This is a genomic window from Streptomyces mangrovisoli (assembly GCF_000974985.2).
Taxonomy (GTDB): domain Bacteria; phylum Actinomycetota; class Actinomycetes; order Streptomycetales; family Streptomycetaceae; genus Streptomyces; species Streptomyces mangrovisoli.
This window is the reverse complement of record NZ_LAVA02000042.1, coordinates 11,877-33,193: the sequence shown is the minus strand read 5'-3', so window position 1 is coordinate 33,193 and position 21,317 is coordinate 11,877. Positions and strand designations below refer to the sequence as shown.

Annotated in this window: 19 protein-coding genes; 6 read left to right on the top strand and 13 right to left on the bottom strand. The window is 73.1% G+C overall.

The genetic code is table 11. From position 1 onward, the window contains the following. Positions 1-14: 14 nt before the first annotated feature. Positions 15-2,798, bottom strand: coding sequence for a penicillin acylase family protein (locus WN71_RS19045; RefSeq protein WP_046590389.1), 2,784 nt, complete (start codon positions 2,796-2,798; stop codon positions 15-17). A 246-nt stretch (positions 2,799-3,044) separates the two neighbouring features. On the opposite strand from WN71_RS19045, the gene WN71_RS19040 reads away from it, so the two are divergent. Beyond that, positions 3,045-3,647: a hypothetical protein gene (locus WN71_RS19040; protein WP_046590391.1), complete on the top strand. Its 603-nt coding sequence runs from the start codon at positions 3,045-3,047 to the stop codon at positions 3,645-3,647. A 237-nt stretch (positions 3,648-3,884) separates the two neighbouring features. Further along, a complete protein-coding gene (locus WN71_RS19035; RefSeq protein WP_046590393.1) occupies positions 3,885-4,952 on the top strand; it encodes an RNA ligase (ATP) in 1,068 nt (355 codons plus the stop codon). 167 nt (positions 4,953-5,119) lie between these two features. Here WN71_RS19035 and soxR read toward each other — a convergent pair whose 3' ends face one another. Continuing rightward, the gene (gene soxR, locus WN71_RS19030; protein ID WP_046590395.1) at positions 5,120-5,644 is read right to left on the bottom strand and encodes a redox-sensitive transcriptional activator SoxR; all 525 of its coding nucleotides are present in this window, start codon (positions 5,642-5,644) and stop codon (positions 5,120-5,122) included. 146 nt (positions 5,645-5,790) lie between these two features. On the opposite strand from soxR, the gene WN71_RS19025 reads away from it, so the two are divergent. After that, the gene (locus WN71_RS19025) at positions 5,791-6,252 is read left to right on the top strand and encodes a MaoC family dehydratase (RefSeq protein ID WP_046590397.1); all 462 of its coding nucleotides are present in this window, start codon (positions 5,791-5,793) and stop codon (positions 6,250-6,252) included. Positions 6,253-6,309: 57 nt separating this feature from the next. Here the strand turns inward: WN71_RS19025 and WN71_RS19020 are convergent, their stop codons facing one another. From WN71_RS19020 to WN71_RS19010, 3 genes are all read right to left on the bottom strand, one after another. Further along, a complete protein-coding gene (locus WN71_RS19020; RefSeq protein ID WP_046590398.1) occupies positions 6,310-6,933 on the bottom strand; it encodes a TetR/AcrR family transcriptional regulator in 624 nt (207 codons plus the stop codon). Between the two features lie 118 nt (positions 6,934-7,051). Then, positions 7,052-7,339, bottom strand: coding sequence for a YiaA/YiaB family inner membrane protein (locus WN71_RS19015; protein ID WP_046590399.1), 288 nt, complete (start codon positions 7,337-7,339; stop codon positions 7,052-7,054). A gap of 88 nt (positions 7,340-7,427) precedes the next feature. After that, entirely contained in the window at positions 7,428-8,579 is a 1,152-nt protein-coding gene (locus tag WN71_RS19010; RefSeq protein ID WP_046590400.1) for an acyl-CoA dehydrogenase family protein, read from the bottom strand. 162 nt (positions 8,580-8,741) lie between these two features. On the opposite strand from WN71_RS19010, the gene WN71_RS19005 reads away from it, so the two are divergent. The 3 genes from WN71_RS19005 (at position 8,742) to WN71_RS18995 (ending at position 11,323) form a co-directional block, all read left to right on the top strand. Continuing rightward, the gene (locus tag WN71_RS19005) at positions 8,742-9,383 is read left to right on the top strand and encodes a TetR/AcrR family transcriptional regulator (protein WP_046590401.1); all 642 of its coding nucleotides are present in this window, start codon (positions 8,742-8,744) and stop codon (positions 9,381-9,383) included. Positions 9,384-9,429: 46 nt separating this feature from the next. Then, a complete protein-coding gene (locus WN71_RS19000) occupies positions 9,430-10,149 on the top strand; it encodes an ArsR/SmtB family transcription factor (protein WP_046590406.1) in 720 nt (239 codons plus the stop codon). A gap of 208 nt (positions 10,150-10,357) precedes the next feature. Beyond that, entirely contained in the window at positions 10,358-11,323 is a 966-nt protein-coding gene (locus WN71_RS18995; protein ID WP_046590408.1) for a DMT family transporter, read from the top strand. 56 nt (positions 11,324-11,379) lie between these two features. Here WN71_RS18995 and WN71_RS18990 read toward each other — a convergent pair whose 3' ends face one another. The 8 genes from WN71_RS18990 to WN71_RS18955 form a co-directional block, all read right to left on the bottom strand. Then, positions 11,380-12,462 carry a Zn-dependent alcohol dehydrogenase gene (locus tag WN71_RS18990; protein ID WP_046590410.1) on the bottom strand — a complete coding sequence of 361 codons (1,083 nt, stop codon included), beginning with the start codon at positions 12,460-12,462 and terminating at the stop codon, positions 11,380-11,382. Between the two features lie 34 nt (positions 12,463-12,496). Then, a complete protein-coding gene (locus tag WN71_RS18985) occupies positions 12,497-13,885 on the bottom strand; it encodes an aldehyde dehydrogenase family protein (protein ID WP_046590413.1) in 1,389 nt (462 codons plus the stop codon). A 167-nt stretch (positions 13,886-14,052) separates the two neighbouring features. Continuing rightward, entirely contained in the window at positions 14,053-15,396 is a 1,344-nt protein-coding gene (locus WN71_RS18980; RefSeq protein WP_046590414.1) for an ABC transporter ATP-binding protein, read from the bottom strand. A 396-nt stretch (positions 15,397-15,792) separates the two neighbouring features. Next, the gene (locus WN71_RS18975) at positions 15,793-16,668 is read right to left on the bottom strand and encodes a class F sortase (protein WP_046590415.1); all 876 of its coding nucleotides are present in this window, start codon (positions 16,666-16,668) and stop codon (positions 15,793-15,795) included. Continuing rightward, positions 16,655-17,335: a hypothetical protein gene (locus tag WN71_RS18970; protein ID WP_046590416.1), complete on the bottom strand. Its 681-nt coding sequence runs from the start codon at positions 17,333-17,335 to the stop codon at positions 16,655-16,657. The genes WN71_RS18975 and WN71_RS18970 overlap by 14 nt, the downstream gene beginning before the upstream one ends. Before the next feature lie 205 nt (positions 17,336-17,540). Continuing rightward, positions 17,541-19,772: a molybdopterin oxidoreductase family protein gene (locus WN71_RS18965; protein ID WP_046590417.1), complete on the bottom strand. Its 2,232-nt coding sequence runs from the start codon at positions 19,770-19,772 to the stop codon at positions 17,541-17,543. A gap of 115 nt (positions 19,773-19,887) precedes the next feature. Continuing rightward, entirely contained in the window at positions 19,888-20,505 is a 618-nt protein-coding gene (locus tag WN71_RS18960) for a TetR/AcrR family transcriptional regulator (protein ID WP_046590418.1), read from the bottom strand. 172 nt (positions 20,506-20,677) lie between these two features. Next, entirely contained in the window at positions 20,678-21,292 is a 615-nt protein-coding gene (locus WN71_RS18955) for a hypothetical protein (protein WP_046590419.1), read from the bottom strand. Positions 21,293-21,317 lie beyond the last annotated feature (25 nt).

The window sequence follows — 21,317 nt, the reverse complement described above, 5'->3', positions numbered from 1 at the left end:
GCACCTGGTGCGCCCTAGCGGTGCGAGGTGTACTCGACGACCTGCTGGAAGGTCGGGCGGTTCTGCCAGCTGATGTTGCCGTGCTTGATGCCGCCCAGCGTGCGCTGGACGATCGAGTCGGCACACCACTGGTCGCCGGCCGAGCAGAGATCGTCACCCGGGTAGACGGTCGACGCGGACTCGCCCGCCGCCGTCTTCAGGGTGCTGATCAGGATGTCCCGGCAGGAGCTGAGGCTGCCGCCGCCGCAGTACGTCTGGGCGAGGCCGCCCTTGACGGACTCGCCCAGCACGGACCGGATGTCCTTGTCGACATAACTCCACCAGCCGAACTGGAAGGAGCTGCCGGCATGGGAACCGGTCGGGCCGTGCGCCGCCGACGGGGACTCGTCGATGGTCAGGTTGGCGGTGAAGGCGTTGTAGAGGTCGGTGCCGAGCCCGGGTTCGAACTCGGCCTTCACCAGCAGCGGCCACCAGGCGTCGAGGATGCGGATCGCGTCGGCGTTGGCGTACGTCTTGGAACCCGACGAGGTCTCTGTGCGTTTGGCGCCCGCGGTCACCCAGGCCTGGAGCTTGGTGACGGCCGCCGCGGCCGTGGAGTCGGTCACCGTGGAACTGTTGACGACCTTCAGCAGCTTCGGCAGCACGTCCTCGGCCCGCAGGTCCGCGAGCGACGCGTCGGACATCGCCTTCACCAGCGACGACCGGGTCACGCCGCCGGCCGCGACCAGCTTCTTCACCCGGTCCTCCAGCAGGTTGCCGCGGTGCACCGAGCCGTCGCCCCAGGACGCGGTGGTGTAGTCGGCCGCCTGTTTGTTGTTCCAGGAGATGTAGTAGTCCTGGTCGGTGGAGTGGGGGTGGGCGGAGGCCGGGGTGTAGGTGGCCGTGTTGGTGTCCGGGTTCCAGCCCTGCCACTCGTAGGCCGCCTGCGCCCACACCGGGAACTCGGCGTCGACGCCGCTCGCGCGCACCGGGTTGTCGCCGCTGTTGTAGTACGCCGTGTGCTGGGAGTCGGCGTAGAACCAGTTGAAGGTGTAGTTGATGTGCTGGGCCGCGCTCTGGAAGTCGGACGGGCCCTTGATGTAGTCGGGGTCGTTCAGCATCTGGAAGCCGATGATCGAGTCGGCCTCGTGCATGTAGGACGAGCGCAGGGTGGTGTAGGCGACCTTCTTGCCGCCGACGGTCGCCCGGTACTCGACGGGACCGTACTTGGTGCGCCAGACCTTCATGGTGTACGACCCCGCCGCCGTGCCGTCGGCGGTCGTCGGCTTCCAGGAGTTGGCCTGCTGGACCTCGTCCATGGCCGTGCAGGTGCCGTGGTAGAGGTAGTGGTAGTCGTCCTGGCACAGTTCGACGGCGTACGTGTCGATGATGTCCTGGCCGGAGGTGGTGGCGCTCCAGGAGTAGTCCTGGCCGCGGCCCAGTTCGACGTACATGCTCAGGCCCGCGAAGGAGGCGCCGCGGGCGCTGATGCCGGGTCCCTGGATCTCCTGGAGCATCAGCAGCTGGGGCGCGAAGTACCCGGTCTGCGGTCCGAACACGGCGACCGGGTGGCCGCTGGCGGTGTACTTGCCGCTGACCACGAGGGCGTTGGACATGCCGCGCTTGGCGGAGCTGAGCGTGGTCGCGGCCGCGGTGGCGCTGGCCTTGGTGGCGGTCGCGGTGGCCGCGCTGCCGGTGCGGTCGTAGACAAGCGGTTCCTGGGTCACCGAGCCGGCGTCCGGCAGCGCCTCGCCCTGCGGGTCGTCGGGCTTGGTGGCGTACGGGAAGCTCGTGCCGTCGTGGACCGTGGTGACGGCCTCGGCGTCGTTGCGCTCGCGGAAGGACTCCCAGACCTCGGTGCCCTGCTCGACGCCGTACTTGGACTGCGCCGCGATCAGGGAGAGGGCGTTGTTGACCTCGCCGCCGCCGCCCGAGCCGAACAGCGAGCCGATCACGGAGGCGAGCGCGACCAGGTCGGTGATCTTGAAGTGGTCGATGGTGCCGGCGTTGGTGATGGAGTCCTTGTGGCCGGTCAGGACGTACTCGCCGGGGAAGTAACGGCCGCTGTCGGAGGCGTCGATGTAGGCGTTGATGCCGTCGAGGTAGGCGTTGGCGTCGGCGAGGGCCTGCTGCCCGCGGGCGCCGTTGTTCGCGACGGCGCGGTCGATCTGCGCCTGGAGGTCGGCCTCGGTGTAGGGGGCGTTGCGGTAGAACTCCTGCTCCAGGCCCTGGTTGGAGGCGGCGCCGCCGGCGAAGGAGGTCAGCTCGCCGCGGCCGACGTGCCGGAACACGTCCATGAGCCACAGCCGGTCCTCGCCGGCCGCGTAGCCCGCGCCGTACTCGGTGCCGTAGCGGGTGGTGCCGGTGATGTGCGGCACGCCCGTCTTCTTGTCGCGGACGATCGTGACGTCCGTGCGGCCGCCGGGCTTCTCGGTGGACGCGACCTGGTCGGACGCGACGCCGAACGACGCGTCGTTGAAGAAGGTGTTTATCTTCGCGTCCGTGAGGCTCGAGGAGCCGGTCGCGAGGTTGGCGTACGGCCCGAGCTGGTCCTCGGCGTGCGAGGGCTGGGTGCCGAAGGCCTGGTTGAGCAGGATCTGCGCGAGGGTGGCGTTGCCGTTCTCACCCGGCGGCAGAATGTCCGAGCACTGGCCGCCGCAGTAGTCGTTCGAGGTCGCGGCGGTGGCGACACCCGTCTGCGTGAGCGGCGAGAGAAGAGCGGCGATCAGTACGCATACGGATGCCGTCTTCAGGAACCCGAAGAACCTGCGGGGAGTTCTCAGTCTGTCAAGAGTGCTTCGTGGGGTGCGCCGTGGCATGGCAGCTCCTCCCGACGGGGTGTGGGGGCGGGACGTTACCGCCGGTATCCCCGAGATTGAAGATGAACATGCGTCACTTTTCGAAGTCGCCGCAACGGGTCAGGAGGTCAACAGGGGCCGTCTTATGGACGGCATCACACATCGGATGGAGCCGATTCGTCTGTCGATACGTCTATTCGGCGACGTCCGAACGACGACGCCGAAGTGACCGAAGTACAGGTGCAGGTGTGACGGAGGTGCAGGGCGATGGCCGGTTTCCGGAGTCTGGCGAGACAGGTGCGAGATCCTCGGTGCGATCTCGCGCTGCGGCGGTACTCGCTGCGCAAGTGCCTTGAGCGGTTCGCCCCCTATGGGCATCGGGCGACCTGGGACCATCTCTGCTCGCGGGCCGGGTTCGGCCCCGAGGACCGGTCCCCCGACCCGGCGCGGCTCGTGGCCGCACTGGAGGAGCTGGAGGAGGCGCGGGCCGTCTGGCTCGCCTACGAGGACGGGTTCGCCGAGCGCCGCAGGAAGGAGAAGCACGACGGGCTGCGCCGTCCGGGAAGCGTGGACGACTGGCACCGGCTGACCTGGGGCGGCTTCGGAGTGGCCTGGTGCGACGACCCGGCGGTCCATCCCCGTGAACCGCTGGCCGAGGTGCTGCGCCGGCTGATCGCCGCGCTGGAGCGGGCGCCGGGCTCGGACTGCCCGGTGTGCGGCAGGCACCGTCTCGTGTGGAGGTACGACCTGGACCACGAGCCGTCCTCGGGTCCGGTCTGCACGGACTGCGGCATCCTGGTCCCGCGGCCCGTGCTCACACCGGAGGCGCTGGCGCAGGCCCGGCGCGTGCGGCTGCTGGTGTCGGCGTGAGACAGGGGGCTGCGCCCGCAGGGTGTCCGCGGCCGAGTGGGACTCCTTCGCGCAGTTCCCCGCGCCCCTGTCGGTGCACGGTCGCGAAGAGTCCCTGAAAGGGGCGCGGGGAACTGCGCGACCAGCCCCCGCGGGTCGGGCGGTGACGGTAGCAGGACGTATTCCGGTGGCTCAATCTCTATTCGGGCGCGGACAGTTGGGGCGATGAAACCCGACCGTGCACCCTGAGGAGCCCCGATGTCGACGCTGCGCGTCACCGCCGAAGTGCTGACCGTCCACGACCACCCCGATGCCGACGCGCTGGAACTGGCCCAGGTCGGCCTGTACCGCGCCGTCGTCGCCAAGGGCGCCTACCGCACCGGTGAGGCGGCGCTCTACATCCCGGAGCAGTCCGTGCTCCCCGCCGGCCTCATCGAGGAGCTGGGGCTGACCGGACGGCTGGCCGGGCCGGAGCACGACCGGGTCAGGGCGGTCCGGCTGCGGGGCGAGCTGTCGCAGGGCATCGTGTGCCGGCCGGCCGCGCTCGACGGCGTCGACCTGGCGCGGGCCGCGGCGGACGGGACCGACTTCGCGGAGCGGCTGGGCATCGTCAAATGGGTGCCGCCGGTACCGCCCACGATGAGCGGCGACGTGGAGTCGGCGCCCGAGCTGCTGCCGTGGGTCGACATCGAGAACATCCAGCGCTACCCGGACATCTTCACCGCCGGTGAGCCCGTGGTGCTGACCGAGAAGCTGCACGGGTCCGCCTGCCTGCTCACGTATGTCGCGGACCAGGAGCGCGTGTTCGTCTCCTCCAAGGGCTTCGGCGCGAGGTCGCTCGCGCTGCGCGAGGATCCGCGCAACCTGTACTGGCGCGCGGTGCGCGGGCACGGTGTGGCCGAGGCCGCGGCCCGGCTCGCCGAACGGCTCGGCGCGCGCCGGGTCGGCGTCGTCGGCGAGGTGTACGGCGCGGGCGTGCAGGATCTGGCCTACGGCGCGGACGGGCGCCGGGAGAGCCTCGGATACGCCGTCTTCGACGTGTCGGCGGAGATCGACGGCACCGTCCACTGGCTGGACGCGGCCGAACTGCTCACCGGGGAGCTGCCGTTGGTCCCCCGCCTGTACGAGGGGCCGTACGACATCGACACGGTGCTGGAGGTCGCGCAGGGCCGCGAGACGGTCTCCGGCCGCGCCCTGCACCTGCGCGAGGGCGTCGTGATCCGCCCGGCCCCGGAACGCCACAGCCCGGTGCTGGGCGGCCGAGCGATAGCCAAGGCCATCAGCCCGTCCTACCTGACCCGCAAGGGCGGAACGGAATACGAGTAACCCCGGCCCCGAAAGGGGCGCGGGGAACTGCGCGAGCAACCACGACACACCCGCACGGACAAACGCACCCGCAGAGGAGGCAGCCCCGACAGGGGCGCGGGGAACTGCGCGAGCAACCACGACACACCCGCACCTTCCCCCGCGCCCCCGCCCGGAGGGCCACCGCGTCAGCCTGATTCCGGGTCGGGGCCGGCGGCCCCGGGTCGGGGTCGGGGTCCGCGTCCGGGTCCGGGTCCGGGTCGCTCGACCATGAGACTCGACCCGGCCCGCCGCTCCCCCACCGTGTCGTCCGGATTGGACAGCACGCAGCTCTCCAGCGAAAGACACCCGCACCCGATGCAGTCGGTCAGGTGATCCCGCAGCCGGTTCAGCTGCCTGATCCGCTCGTCGAGCTCGGATCGCCACGCCTCGGACAGCCGCGCCCAGTCCTCCCGCGTGGGCGTCCGCTCCTCCGGCAGCCGCGCCAGCGCCTCGCGGATCGTCGCCAGCGGAATGCCCACCCGCTGGGCGGCCCGCACGAAGGCCACCCGCCGCAGCGTGTCCCGGCTGTAGCGACGCTGGTTGCCCGGCGTACGGCGACTGCTGATCAGACCCTTGGCCTCGTAGAAGTGCAGCGCGGAGACCGCGGCCCCGCTGCGCGCGGCGAGCTGGCCGACGGTGAGCTCGTGGATCTTCCAGGGAATCTGCGGCACTCCGCGAAGCCTACCCACCCGGCACCCGCGGGTCCGTTGACAGGGACGGCCCGCCCGACCATGCTAAGCAGTTGCTTAGAGTCTGCGGGTCAGCGGCCGGCTGACCGAGGCGCGGGTGAACACGAGTGACGCGAGAGGCCGGGTAGATGGCAGAGCCGAGGATCTTCACTTCCGTCGACGAGCTCAAGGCGGCGGCGGGCGAGCAACTGGGGTACACCGACTGGCTGGAGATCGACCAGAAGCGGATCGACCTCTTCGCGGACGCCACGGGCGACCACCAGTGGATCCACGTGGATCCGGAGCGGGCCGCCACCGGACCGTTCGGGACGACCATCGCGCACGGCTATCTGACCCTGTCGCTGCTGCCGCTGTTCGGGCCGCAGCTGCTCGGGGTCGAGGGCGTGAAGATGGGCGTCAACTACGGCACCAACAAGGTCCGCTTCCCCTCCCCCGTACCGGTCGGCTCGCGGCTGCGCGCCACCGCCACGATCACGGGCGTCGAGGACGTCACGGGCGGCGTCCAGGTGACCGTGGCGTTCGTCGTGGAGCGCGAGGGCGCCGACAAGCCGGTCTGCGTGGCGGAGTCGGTGTCGCGCTACTACGTCTGACGCCGGCGGACGGGGCGGGCCGGTCCGGCCCGCCCTCGGCACCACCGGGGCGCGGGTCTACTTCGCCCCGACCATCCGCAGCACGAGGTCGGCGTAGAGCGCGCCGACCTCGTCGGGCGTGCGCGGGCCGTCGATGTTGAACCAGCGGGCCACGTCGATGCACAGGGAGAGCACCGCGAGCGTGGTGCCGTGCACGTCCAGCACGTCGAACTCGCCGCTCGCGACGCCGTCCTGGATGATCCCGCGGACCTCGGCGTCCACCTGGCGGCGCAGCCCGAGGATCTCGGCGCGGGCATCGGGACCGAGGGCGTCGAGCTCGTACTGCACGACCCGGGCGGTGGTGCGCCGACCGGCGTGCCAGCGGACGAAGGAGCCGACCGCGTCGGCGAGCCGCTCGGCGGGGCTGCCCTCGCGCCGGGCCGCGGTGCGCAGGATGTCCAGCGCCTTGTCGTGGCCGATCCGGCTGATGCGGTGGAGCAGCTCTTCCTTGGTCTTGTAGTGGATGTAGAGCGCGGCGGGGCTCATGCCGGCGCGGCTCGCGATGTCCCGGGTGGTGGTCGCGTGGTAGCCCCGCTCGGCGAAGGCCTCCACCGCGGCCACGAGCAGCCGCCGGGCCGCGTCGGGGGTCACCTCGTCCCACGGCTCCATCTCGCCGCCGGACGTCTCCTCCGCCGTACTCATCGCTCGCTCGCCCCTCTCGGTGACAGGAGCTACACCATACCGCCCAAGGTGAGCGGGCGCTTAGCGTGCGTGCCCGCACACCGCCGAGGACGAGCGGGCGCTCAGCCTGCGTGGTCGCTCAGAGCTTCTCGAAGGGGTCGTGGTCGGCCAGCAGCTTCTCCAGGCGCGCCTGGTCCACGCGGCTGACGATCTGCCCGGCCTCCTGGCGGTCCCGGACCACCTTGGCCAGGGTGAACGCGGAGGTGACGAGGTAGAGGACCGAGACGGCCAGGAAGGCACGGACCCAGGCGTCGGTGTCCAGCCGGTAGATGCCGATGGCCGTGGCCGCCATGGCGATCGCGAAGGAGGCGATGGCCTGCCCGTGGTACGCGGCCGTGGTCTGCTGCTTGACTGGTGTGTCACTCATGGCAGAAGCGTGGCCCCGCGCGGCCCGCGGGGACATCCGTCGCCGTACTCAGACGCGTACTCAGAAGTACGCCCCGGCTCCGCCGTGGTCAGAACGCGGAGACCCCCGTGAGCGCGCGGCCGATGACCAGCTTCTGGATCTGGCTGGTGCCCTCGTAGAGGGTCATCACCCGGGCGTCGCGCAGGAGCTTGCCCGCCGGGTACTCGTCGATGTAGCCGTAACCGCCGTGGACCTGGAGCGCGTTGTTCGCCGCGCGCACCGCGGCCTCGGAGGCGAACAGCTTCGCCTTGGACGACTCGACGGCGAACGGCCGCCCGCGGTCGATGAGATCGGCCACCCGCCAGGTCAGCAGCCGGGCCGCGTCCACGTCGACGGCGATGTCGCTGATCAGCTCCTGCACCAGCTGGTGGTGGGCGATGGTCTTGCCGAACTGCTCCCGCTCCCCCGCGTACCGCACCGCCGCGTCCAGCGCCGCCTGGGCTATGCCGACACAGCCCGCGGCGACCGACATCCGGCCCTTGGCGAGGGCCGACATCGCGACCGAGAAGCCCTTGCCCTCCTCGCCCAGCAGCGCGGAGGCGGGCACCCGGACGTCCTCCAGGACCAGTTCGGCGGTGGCCTGGCCGCGCAGGCCGAGCTTGCCGTGGACCGGGCGGCGGGTCAGGCCGGGGCTGTCGGCCGGCACGAGGAACGCGGAGACGCCCTTGTGGCCGGGGGCGTCGGTGGAGCGGGCGAAGAGCAGCACCACGTCGGCCCAGGTGCCGTTGGTGATGAACATCTTGGTGCCGTTGATGACGTAGTCGCCGCCGTCGCGTACGGCGCGGGTGGCCAGGCTGCCCGCGTCGGACCCGGTGCCGGGCTCGGTCAGGCCAAAGCAGCCGACGTACGCGCCCGAGGTGAGGCCGGGCAGCCAGCGCCGCTTCTGCTCGTCGTCGCCCCAGGCCGCGATCGTCTTGGCGACCAGCCCGAGGGAGACGGACACGATGCCGCGGACCGCGGAGTCGCCACGCCCCAGCTCCTCCGTGACCAGGCAGTACGCGAGATGGTCGCCGCCGCTGCCGCCGTGGGACTCGTCGATGGTCAGGCCCAGGAAGCCGACCTCGCCGAGCTTCTTCACGATCGAACGGTCGACCTCCTCGGCCCGGTCCCAGGCGGTGGCGTAGGGCGCGACCTCGCGCTCGACGAAGTCCCGGGCGAGCCGGCGGACATCGGCCTGCTCCTCGCTGAGCTCCAGGTTCACGACGGGATCACCTCACGGACGGCGTTCACGGACGGCGGGGCGGGGCTCGGTGCGGATCCGTACGGCACCGCCCTCGGCGCCGTACCTCGAAATCCGTACATTGAAATCCGTACATTTAAATTAGCACTGCTAGTTTCAGGGTGCAGCCCTACTATGTGCGCCATGGCCCGACCGCGCAAGCCCCTCCTCAGCACCGACCGGATCATCACCACGGCTAGGGAACTCGTGGACGCGGAGGGCCTCGCCGCCGTCTCCACCCGCCGGCTCGCCGCCGAGCTGGGCGTCAGCGGCCCCTCCCTCTACAACCACTTCCGCACCAAGGACGAGATCCTGGAGGCGGTCGCCGACTCGGTGAGCGCCCAGGTCGACCTGTCGATGTTCGAGGGCGGGCGGGAGTGGCGGACCGCGCTGCACGACTGGGCCGTCTCCTACCGCGCCGCGCTGCGCGACCACCCGAACATCGTCCCCGTGCTCGCCCGCGGACCCGGCCGGCGCCCGGCCGCGCTCCGGCTCGCCGACGCCGTCTACGGCGGGATGGTCCGCGCGGGCTGGCCGCCCTCGCAGGCGACCTCGATCGGCGCGCTGATGCGGTACTTCATCATGGGCTCCGCGCTCGGTTCGTTCGCCGGCGGCTTCGTCGACGACGCCACTGCCTACGACCCTGCCGACTACCCCCATCTCGGGCAGGCGCACCTCCTCGCCGAGCAGCAGGAGAAGATCGACGAGCGCGCCTTCGAGACCGGCCTGACCGCCCTGCTGGACGGGCTCTCGCAGCAGTTCACACGGGTCGCGGACGCGGACTGAGCACACTTCGGCGTCCGCCGAACCGTGCCGGGCGCATCCTGGGCGTATGACGCGCACGCCCCCCAAGGACCCCCAGGCTCCCGGTCTCGCCGCGCTCGCCGGGCTGCTCGCCGACGAGACGCGCGCGGCCTGCCTGCTGGCGCTGCTCGACGGCCGGGCGTGGACGGCGGGCGAGCTGGCCCGGCACGCGGGTGTCGCGCCGTCCACGCTCAGCGGGCATCTGGCCAAGCTGGTCGCGGGCGGACTGCTCGCCGAGGAACGCCAGGGCAGGCACCGGTACGTACGCCTCGCGGACGCACGCGTCGCCGAACTGCTGGAGGAGCTGGCCGCCCAGGCGGGGCCCGGCGCCCGCGCGCGGCCGCGCACCCTGCGCGAGTCGTCCGCCTCCGCCGCGATGGCCCGCGGCCGCACCTGCTACGACCACCTCGCCGGACGGCTCGGCATCGCGGTCACCGACGCGCTGACCGAGCGCGGGCTGCTGCGCCAGGACACGGGGTTCGCGCTGACGGACGCGGGGCTGGCGTGGTTCGGCTCGGCCGGGATCGCCCTGGAGCGCCGCGGCCGGCGCCCGCTCGCCCGCGGCTGCCTCGACTGGACCGAGCGCCGGCCGCATCTCGCGGGGACCGCGGGCGCGGCCCTGTGCCGGCACGCCCTGGACACCGGCTGGTGCGAACGCGTCGGCTCCGGGCGCGCGGTCCGGGTGACCCCGGCGGGCGAGAGCGCCCTGGCGCGCCTGCTGGGTTTGACGGCGACGGCGCTGCGCTGAGTCGGCGTTCGGCCGCGGCCCGGTGGGGCTTGATCGCGCAGTTCCCCGCGCCCCTGAGGGGCGCGGGGAACTGCGCGAGCAGCCACGACGGGGCCGCGCCCGAAGTGCTGAGCGGCACGCCACCACCCACCTGGCCTCCCGCCGTCCCGGTGTCCTGGTGTCCGAAATTCGCCGGATCCTTGTCCTTCCCACTCCTAACCTCGGGAGCATGATGAACGCCTCCTCGCCCGCCGCGGCGGCCCGCCCCGCGGCGCCGCTCGCGGCCGCCGCGGCCGCGGTGACCGTCGTGCTGTGGGCCTCGGCCTTCGTGTCGATCCGCAGCGCGGGCTCCGCGTACTCGCCGGGCGCGCTCGCGCTCGGACGGCTGCTCGCGGGCTCCCTCACGCTCGGGCTGCTCTGGCTGCTGCGGCGCGGCGGGTGGCCGCCGCGCGCGGCGTGGCGCGGCATCGCGCTGTCCGGCCTGCTCTGGTTCGGCTTCTACATGGTGGTCCTGAACTGGGGCGAGCAGCAGGTGGACGCCGGTACCGCGGCGCTCGTCGTGAACGTCGGCCCGCTCCTGATCGCCCTGCTCGGGGCCCGGCTGCTGGGCGACCCGATGCCGCCGCGGCTGCTCGCGGGGATGGCGGTGTCGTTCGCCGGGGCGGTGACCGTGGGTCTGTCGATGTCCGGCGGGGGCGGTTCTTCAGTTCTTGGGGTGGCGCTCTGCCTGCTCGCGGCGGTCGCGTACGCCTGCGGGGTCGTCGCCCAGAAGCCGGCCCTCGCGCACGGCAGCGCCTTGCAGGTGACGACGTTCGGCTGCCTCACCGGCGCGGTCGCGTGCCTGCCGTTCGCGGGGCAGCTGGCGCACGAGGCGGCCCGCGCCCCGCTGCCGGCCACCCTCAACATGGTGTACCTGGGCGTCTTCCCGACCGCGCTGGCGTTCACCACCTGGGCGTACGCCCTGGCCCGTACGACGGCCAGCCGCATGGGCGCGACGACGTACGCCGTGCCCGCGCTGGTGGTGCTGATGTCGTGGCTGGCGCTGGGCGAGGTGCCGGGGGCGCTCACGCTCGGCGGCGGTGTGCTGTGCCTGGCGGGCGTGGCGGTGTCGCGCTCCCGGCGCCGGGCCGGCGGGGGCGACGGGAACGGGTCCGCGACACCGGCCGCGCGACGGGAGCCGGAGGAGGTCGGCTGAGCGGGCCGGGGTCGGCCCGGACCCGCGGAACACGGGCCGGGGTTCGCGCGGACCCGTCAGAACACCACCAGTGCCCGTCCGCCCTTGCCCGCCTCCATGTTCGCGAACGCCGCCGGGATCCCCTCCAGACCGATCCGCTCGGTCACCAGCGCCCCGAGGTCGAGCCGGCCCGCGCGCACGTGTTCCGCGAGCACCGGCAGGTCGGCGGCCGGGTCGGAGTTGCCGTAGACGCAGCCCGCGAGGGTGCGACCCCAGTGGAAGATCTCCAGGGCGTTGAAGGTGACCTGTTCGCTCTTGCCGCCGATGCCGACCACCGTCGTACGGCCGCCCCGCCGCGTGGAGTCCCAGGCCGCGCGAATGCTGACCGCGCGGCCCACACACTCGACGGCGACGTCGACGCCCTGCTTGCCGGTGAGGCCGCGGATCGTGCGCGGGGTGTCGTCGGAGGCGACGAGGAACTCCGTCGCCCCGGCCGCGCGAGCAAGTTCCTCCTTGGCCGGGGAGACGTCGACCGCCACGATCTTCTCCGCTCCGGCGATCCGGGCGGCCTGGAGGGTCGCGAGCCCCACCCCGCCCACGCCGAACACGGCGACCGTCTCACCGGGGCGGACCTGGGCGGAGTGGTGGACGGCGCCGTAGCCGGTGAGGACCGCGCAGCCGAGCAGCGCCGCGTCGGTGAGCGGCACCCCGGCGGGCAGCGGCAGGGCGCAGTGCGCGGGGACGACCGTCTCCTCGGCGAACGCGGCGACGTTCAGGCCGGGGTGCAGGTCGGTGCCGTCGGCGGTGCGGGCGTACACCTCGGCGGCGCCGTTCAGGGCGTTGGCGCACAGCCAGACCTCCCCGAGCGAGCAGGCGTGACAACGGCCGCAGGAGGGAGCCCAGTTGAGGACGACCTCGGCGCCGGGCGCCAGGTGGGTGACGCCCTCGCCGACCGCGACGACCGTGCCCGCGCCCTCGTGGCCGAGGACCGCCGGGACCGGCACCCGCATGGTGCCGTTCGTCAGGGACAGGTCGGAGTGGCAGACCCCCGCGGCGGCGAGGCGCACCCGGACCTGGCCGGGGCCGGGTGCGGGCAGCTCGATCGCGGTGATCTCCAGCGGGGCACCGACGGCGGGCAGGACGGCGGCACGTACGGTCATGGGGCGCGACTCCAACCTGGATCAGGAACGGGGATCAGAACTGGAAGGACTTCGTCTGGAGGTACTCGGTGAGGCCGTGCGGGCCGAGTTCCCGGCCGACGCCCGACTGCTTGTAACCCCCGAACGGGGCAAGGGGGTTGAAGCGGCCGCCGTTGATGTCGACCTGACCGGTGTCCATCCGGCGGGCGAAGGCGACCGCCTCGGCCTCGTCGCCCGCCCACACCGCGCCCGCGAGGCCGTACACCGTGCCGTTGGCGATGCGCAGGGCGTCCTCCTCGTCGCGGTAGCGCAGCAGGCTCAGCACCGGGCCGAAGATCTCCTCCTGCGCGATCGTCATCTCGGGCGTGACGTCCGCGAACACGGTCGGGCTGACGAAGTAGCCCTTCTCGCGCGGCGGTTCGGAGCCGCCGGCGACCAGCCTGGCGCCCTCGGTGACGCCCTGGTCGATGTAACCGGCCACCCGCTCGCGCTGCTTGGCGTTGACGACCGGGCCGATGCGGTCGCCGTACTTGGCGGCGGCGGCCGCGGCCAGCGCGACGGCCTCGTCGTACTGGTCCTCGTGCACCAGCATCCGGGTCCACGCGCTGCACGTCTGACCGGAGTTGGACATCACGTTGGCGACGCCGACGTTGACCGCCTTGGCCAGGTCGGCGCTGGGCAGGATGACGTTGGCGGACTTGCCGCCGAGCTCCAGGGCGACCCGCTTGACCGCGGCGCCCGCGATCGCGCCGATACGGCGGCCCACCGCGGTGGACCCGGTGAAGGAGACCAGGTCGACGCCGGGGTGCTCCGCCAGCGCCTGCCCGGCGACCGGCCCGAGGCCGGTGACGAGGTTGAACACACCCGCGGGGACGCCGGCTTCGTGCACCGCCTCGGCGAACAGCTGCGCCACCAGCGGGGTGTCCTCGGCGGGCTTCAGCACGACGGTGCAGCCCGCGGCGAGCGCCGGGGCGACCTTGGCGACGATCTGGTGGAGCGGGTAGTTCCAGGGCGTGATGGCGCCGACCACGCCGACCGGCTCGTGGTGCACGACCGAGTTGCCGATCCGCTCCTCGAAGGCGTACGACGCGGCCAGCTCCGCGTAGGAACCGGCGACGGCGACGGGCACGGCCGCGTGCACGTTCTTCGAGAACGAGAGCGGCGAGCCGAGCTCCGCGGTGACCGTATCGGCGATCTCATCCTTGCGGGCGGCGAGGGCGTCCCGCAGGGCGGTCAGTCGGGCGGCCCGCTCGGCGGGCGGAGTCGCGGCCCAGCCGGGGAGTGCGGCGCGGGCGGCCCGTACGGCGGTGTCCACGTCCTCGGCGGTGGCGGCGGGAACCTGGCCGATGACCTGCTCGTCGGCCGGATTCACCACGTCGATCAGCTCCGGCCCCGAGGCGGGGCGCCAGGCGCCGTCCACGTACAGGGCGTCGTGTGCCTTCATCACTGTTCCTCCCGGGCGGACCGAGTCGTCCGGACACACAAACTAGCGGCGATAGTTTTCCGGCGCCAGACGTCTCCCGCCACCATAGGCACGTTCGGCCCGCCCGCCGCCCGAGCGGGGGTCCCGGGGGCGGCAGCCCCCGGCAGCACGCCACGGCCGGAGAGCCGTCACGCGTCCAGGTCCGGCAATCTGTCCGGCGACGGACAGATCCGCTCCCCATGCTGGTCGAAGACGAACAGATGCCCGATGTCCACCAGCAACGGCACCTGCATCCCGTGCCGCAACCGGATGTCCGGCGTGGTCCGCACCACGAGATCCCCCGGCAGCCGCGGCTCGGGCGAGGCCGCACCGCCCCCCTCGTCGCCGTCCGGCTGATCCAGCACCACCACCGGCCCCGCGCGGAGCGCCCCCGCCCGCCCCTTCAGCCGGTCGAGCACCCCCGCCCCCTCCCGGCGCCGCCGCCGCACCGGCCGCTCACTCGGCCGCGGCGCCTCCAGCTCCGGTACGACGGCCGGCCGCGAACCGGTGTTGAAGTGCACCAGCACCTCGTGGCCCTGGAACTCCACGTGTTCCACCAGCCCGGTGAGCACGACCTCCCCGGCGCGCGCAGCGGACGGCTTGGCGATCCGCACCGCCTCCGACCGCAGCCCGACGATCACCTCGCGCCCCTGCTGCACGCGGAGCAACTGGTGGTCCAGGGACAGCGGTTCGGGAAGCCGCAGATACTGCTTGCCCAGGCTGATGGTCATCGCCCCGTCGAGCGGCGCGCGTACCAGGCCGCGCAGCAGGTTGATCCGCGGGGTCCCGATGAAGGCGGCGACGAAGACGTTGCGGGGCAGGGCGTAGACCTCGCGGGGACTGCCGATCTGCTGGAGCAGCCCGCCGCGCAGCACGGCGACCCGGTCGCCGAGCGACATGGCCTCGGCCTGGTCGTGGGTGACGTACACCGTGGTGACACCCAACTCCTGGGTGAGCTTGGCTATTTCGGCGCGCAGCCGGTTGCGGAGCTTGGCGTCGAGGTTGGACAGCGGCTCGTCCATCAGGAACGCGGACGGGTGGCGGGCGATGGCCCGGCCCATGGCCACGCGCTGCCGTTCGCCGCCGGAGAGCTGGCTCGGGAAGCGGTCGAGGAGGTCCTCGATGCCGAGCATCCGCGCGGTCGCGTCGACCCGGTCGCGCGGATCGGCGCCGGGCGTCTCGATGCGCAGCGGGAAGCCGATGTTGTCGCGGCTGGTCATGGTCGGGTAGAGGGCGAAGTTCTGGAAGACCATCGCCATGTCGCGGCCGGACGGCGCCCAGTCGTTGGCCGGCTCCCCGTCGAGCAGGAGCTGTCCCTCGGTGATCTCCTCCAGTCCGGCGATCATGCGCAGCACGGTCGACTTGCCGCATCCGGACGGGCCGAGCAGCACGAGGAACTCGCCCGGCGCGATGTCCAGCGACAGCCGGTCCACCACGCGGGCGCCTCGCGTGTAGGTCTTGCTCACGTCGTGCAGGGAGATGGCGCGTGTCATGACCGGTGCCCCCGGGGGCTCACTGGGCGCTTGCCGCTGCGGATGCCCCGTGGACGCACGGGGCCTGTGAGTCACGGAAGCTAACGGAATGTGTGCGCTCGGGGGAAGGCCTGTGACGGGATCGGACGCGCGGTCCGCTGCGCGCGGAAACGGAGGCTCACGTTTCGGCGTCCGCCGGGGTGCGGGAGGGGTCGTCGCTCGGCTGCGGGCCGGTGGGGGCCGTTCGCGCAGTTCCCCGCGCCCCTGAAAAGCTACCGACGCAGCCCCCGAAGGGGCGCGGGGAACTGCGCGAGCGGGGGCCACCGGCCCGCAGGTGAACCTCAATGCCGGGGCACGCACGCCCTGAAGGGGCGCGGGGAACTGCGCGAACGGGCACCACCGGCCCGCAGGTGACGCTCAATGCCGTGGGCCGCGGATCGCGGTGAGGTGGGCGAAGACGACGATGTTGCCGGAGTAGCCCGTCCGACGCTCGTAGACGCCGCCGCAGGTGATCAGCCGCAACTCGGGCCGCGTGCGGGCGCCGTAGACCTCGGCGCTCGGGAAGTGCGCCTTGTCGAAGGTGCGTACGGCGTCGACGGTGTAGACGGCGGTACGACCGTCGGCGCGCCGGGCCTCGATCAGCCGGCCGGGACCCAACTGCGCGAGGGCCGCGAAGACCGCGGGCCCGGTCGTCGTGTCGCGGTGGCCGACCAGGACGACGGTGCCCGGCTCGCCGGGGCTCGGTCCGCCCGCGAACCAGCCGACGGAGTCCGGGTCGTCGTCCGGCGGCGCGGTCATCCGGTGGTGCGCGTCGAGGCCGAGGTCGATGACCGGGGCGTCGATGCCGAGGTGGGGCACGCCCAGCCGGACGGCCCGGGAGCGCGGCAGCGGGCGCGGCGGGGCGGGCGCCCGGGAGGGGGCCGCGGTGCGGCGGGGCGGGGCCTGCCGGACACCGGACCCGGCGCGCCGGGCACCCCGCCCCTCGGCGTGCGGTCCGGCCCCGGTGCGCCGGGCATGGTGCCCGTCGGCGTGCGGTCCGGCCCCGGGATGCCGGCCGTCGGACGCGGCATCCGGTGCCGTACCGGAGGCGGCGCCCGATCCCGTACGGGACCCGGTGGCCAGGGGGGCGCCCGCGGGCCGGGCGGGGCCCGGCGCGGCTGTCGCCGCGCCGGAGTCCCCGTCGTCGGCCCACCAGACGCCGCCCGCCACCAGCGAGGCGGCCAGGACGGCCGTCCTCGTCAGGCGGTAGAGCCGCGTGCGGTACCAGGGCCTGCGGCGCCTACGACGCGCCATGCGTGCGTCGGCGGAGCCGGTACCAGACCACTCCCGCGACCGTCGCGAGGCCCACGGCCGCGGCACCGGCGACCGGGCTGAACGCCTCGGAGCGGGCCAGGCCGCCACCGCCCGCCGGCGGGCCGCCGTTGGGCGCGATCACCGGGCCGGTCGGGCGGCCGGTGGGACGGCCGGTCGAGACCGGGGAGGCGCTCGGGCCCGGGGAGCCGGCCGAGCCGGACGGACTCGGCGAGGCGGAGGACGGCTGGCAGTCCACCTGGAACACCTTGTGCTTGCCCGCGCCGGTGCCGCCCACGATCTGCCAGGTCAGCTTGTACATGCCGTCGGGCAGGTCCGCGACGGGCTCGGTGTGGCCCACGCCGCCGACGAGGGTGATCCCGCCGTTCCGGGTGGGGCCGCCGGGGACCGTGGGCTGGGTCTCGATGGTCCAGGTGATCCGCTGGACGGTGTCGAAGGCGAAGGCGTCCAGATAGAAGTGACAGACCTTCGGCTGGTTCCGCTCGTCGGTGAAAGGCGTGCCCACCTCGTGGATCTTGACGTCCCCGTTGTCGCCCGGGGCGGCGACCGCGGCGGGCGCCCCGGCCAGGGCGCTGGACGCGGCGGCGGTCAGGACCGCCGCGGCCGCGATCCGCGCCCCGGCGCGGCGTGGACGGGATGGAATGAGCATGCGCTTCCCTCCGAGTCAGATGATTTTCATACAAATCTCACTTCTCTGACTCTGTGTCATGACCGTGCCGGGAAGCACGCAGGCGACGCCGTAAGATCCTCCGGTGTCCCCCGACCGGACCAACGGCGCAGCTCAGGGGCGGGACCGGGGCCGCTCCCAGGAGCGGGCCCGCCATCCCGTCAGGAACGGTTCCCCCGAAACCCGTTCAGGAGACGGCCGCGACGTCCACCGGCACCCCGTTGAGGACCGCGTTGCCCGACAGCGGGTCCAGCAGGCTGCCGTCGAGGAGTTGGTTCACGTTGACGCCCGGGTCGGTGCCGGCGTGCCGGAGCCGGGTGCCGGGCCGGTCGTGGCCCCAGCCGTGCGGGAGGCTCACCACGCCCCGGCGCACGCCGTCGGTGACCTCGGCCGGCGCGGTGACCTCTCCCCCGGCGCCCCGCACCCGCACCGGCGCGCCGTCGCTCACCCCGAGGCGCTCGGCGTCCTCCGGGTGGATGTGCAGGGTGCAACGGTTCGAACCGCCGGTCAGGGCGGGCACGTTGTGCATCCAGCTGTTGTTGGAGCGCAGATGGCGGCGGCCGACCAGGACGAGTTCGGCGGGCGGCTCGGCGAGGGCCGCGCGCAGCCGCGGCAGATCGTCGGCGATCGGCCCCGGCAGCAGTTCGATCCTGCCGCTCGGGGTCCTCAGCGGCTGCGGCAGCCGCGGGCCGAGCGGTCCCAGGTCGATGCCGTGCGGGTGGTCCAGGAGGCGGGCGAGGCTCAGTCCGTCCGGGCGGGCGCCGAAGCCGTCGCCGTAGGGGCCGAGGCGCAGCATCAGGTCGAGCCGCCGCTCGGGGCCGTTGTCGCCGGTGAGGAGCGCGGCCAGCTCGCGGGGGTCCCGGCCGTGCACGGGCGAGTGGGCCTCCTTCACCGCCTTGCCGAGGGTCTGGCCGATCACCAGGTCGTCGACGGCCGACGGGTCGGCGCCGTGCATCCCGGTCGCGGCCAGGATCAGCCGGGCGTGGATCTCCGTCTCGGCCATCCGGCCGGGCTCCAGCGGGATCGCGGGGCGGGTGTAGCGGACCTGGTTGCGCACGGCGAGGGTGTTGAACGCGAAGTCGTGGTGCGGGGACTGGGCGGGCGGGGGCGGCGGCAGTACGACGTCCGCGTGGCGCGCGGTCTCGTTCAGGTACGGGTCGACGCTGACCATGAAGTCCAGGCCGTCCAGGGCCTTGTCGAGGCGGGCGCCGTCCGGCGCGGACAGCACGGGGTTGGCGGCGATCGCGATCAGCGCGCGGACCGGTTCGCCCTCCGGCGTCGCGGTGTCGATCTCCTCGGCGAGCGCGGAGAGCGGCAACTCGCCCTTCGCCTCGGGGTGGTTGCCGACCCGCGAGTGCCAGCGGCCGAGCGTGAAGCCCCGCCCGGGTCCGGCCGGGCGGGGGGTCCGGTCGGTGGCGGCCTGCGGGAAGAGCGCGCCGCCCGGCCGGTCGAGGTTCCCGGTGAGGACGTTGAGGACGTCCACCAGCCAGCTGGCGAGGGTGCCGTGCGGGACCGTGCAGGTGCCGATGCGGGCGTAGACGGCGGCGGTGCGGGCGGCGGCCAGCTCGCGGGCGAGTGCCCGGATCGTGCCGGCGTCCACGTCGCACGCCTGCGCCACCGCTTCGGGGGTGAAGTCCCGTACGGCGTGCCGCAGTTCGTCGATTCCCTCGACGTGCGGGGTCAACTCGCCCAGGGCGACCAGCCCTTCCTCGAACAGGACCTGGGCGGTCGCCGCGAGCAGCAGCGCGTCGGCGCCGGGCCGGATCGCGATGTGCCGGTCGGCGAGCTTGGCGGTGCGGGTGCGGCGCGGGTCGATGACGGTGAGGGTGCCGCCGCGGGCGCGCAGCGCCTTGAGTCGGCCCGGGAAGTCCGGGGCGGTGCACAGACTCCCGTTGGACTCCAGGGGGTTGGCGCCGATCAGCAGCAGATGGTCGGTGCGGTCCAGGTCCGGCACGGGGATCGCGTAGGCGTCGCCGAAGAGCAGTCCGCTGGAGACGTGCTTGGGCATCTGGTCCACGGTGGAGGCGGTGAAGACCGAGCGGGTGCCGAGACCGGCGAGCAGCACGGGCGGGTAGAGGCCGCCGGCCATGGTGTGCACGGTGGGGTTGCCGAGCACGACACCCACGGCGTGCGGGCCGTGCCGCTCGACGACCGGCCGCAGTCCGGCCGCGACCGCGTCGAAGGCATCCTCCCAGGTGGCCTCGCGCAGTTCGCCGTCGCGGCGCACGAGCGGGGTGCGCAGCCGGTCGGGGTCGGCGTCGACGGCGCCGAAGGAGGCGCCCTTGGGGCAGATGAAGCCCTTGCTGAAGACGTCGTCGCGGTCGCCGCGCGCTCCGGTGACGCGGGTGCCGTCGATGGTCAGGGTCAGGCCGCAGGTGGCCTCGCACAAGGGGCAGATACGCAATGCGGTGCGGGACACGGGTCCTCCACGGTGGGCGGCGGCGGTGGCGCTCCTGGCGCGAGAGAGCATACCGACCGGTATGCAGGGAGGGGAGGTCTCCCGGGGGTGAGGTCGCGAACCTGCCGGAGGGGGATCAGTCCAGCACGCGCGCCAGATACGCCTGGAGGATCTCCCGCGTCTCCTCGATGATCTTCGGGTCGCCCTCGGGTGACATCCGGAAGGCCAGGTGGACGAGGGTGTCGGCGGTCTCCACGGCGACCAGGAACACGCGCCGCAGATCGTCGTCGGGCGTGCGGTCGAGATGCCCGGAGAGCAGGTCGGTGAGCCGGTCGGCGACGCGGGTGTTGGGCTCGCTGTCCCGGGCGCCGACGGGGATCTGGTTGCCGAAGTCGACGAGGGAGAAGCCGGGCGCGGTGCGCTTCATCGCGATGTACTCGTCGAGCACGGCGGCCATCGCGGCCCGCCAGTCGCCGGGCCGCGCCCCGCCGAGCCGCTGTACGACGCGCTCGGAGTAGCGCTCCAGGTTGCGCTGCGCGAGGGCGTCGGCCATCGCCCGCTTGTTGCCGAAGAAGCGGTAGACCGATCCGATGGGCACGCCTGCGCGCAGCGCGACCGCCCGCGTGCTCAGGGCGTCGTAGCCGACCTCGTCGAGGAGTTCGGCGCACGCGTCGAGGATGCGGGTGAGTCGTTCGGCGCTGCGCCGCTGCACGGGCGCGCGTCGGAGCGAGGTCGCATGGGACACGGGCTTCATGATGCCTTTCCGGCGCCGTCCGGTGAACTGTGCCCTTCGGTACGGGGAAGCCGGGCCGACACACTCACCGCACGGGCCGTCACGTGCGTGATACGGATGGTGTCCACCGTACCGGCGCCGGCGCCTGGACCTCTGCGGGCCGGTGGGGCTGATCGCGCAGTTCCCCGCGCCCTCAAAGGGGCGCGGGGAACTGCGCGATCAGCCACGACGTACCCGCAGCCGGACAACCGCACAGTCGTCCGAGCCCCGCCGCAGGGGAGACCGCCGGCCCCGTGAGCCCCACCGCAGGCGATTCCGTGATGTCCGCCGTGCTCTCGATCGGCCTGCCGTGCACCGCCCACACCGTGCCGTCGTCGGCGTAGAGGCGGGCGGTGACGTGGTGGGTGCCGCGCGGGACCAGCCCGGCCGGCAGCCGGTGGGCGGGCCCGCGCAGTACGTCGACCGGGGCGCCGTCGACGTAGAGGTAGGCGAGGCCGCGACCGGCGACGGCCCGCGCGGGTGTGCCCGTGGGCGAGAAGCGGAAGTTGCGCACCGCGAGCCGGACGTCCCAGCTGTCCTCCGCGTCGGGCTCCACCTCGACCCGCACCTCGGGCGCGCCCTTCGCGGCGACCTCGCGGTAGTGCCGCCCCTCCTCGTCGGTGCGGTCCAGGAGCCTGCCCACCGGCGAGGGCGAGGCACCGTCCGGCTCGTTCCTCCCGTGCGCCTCGCCGGAGCCGCAGCCCGTCGGTCCGGCCAGCAGCAGGACACAGGCGGCGAGCGCGGCGAGACCCCCACGCGTCCACGACATGCCCGGGAGCGTAGAACAACGGTCC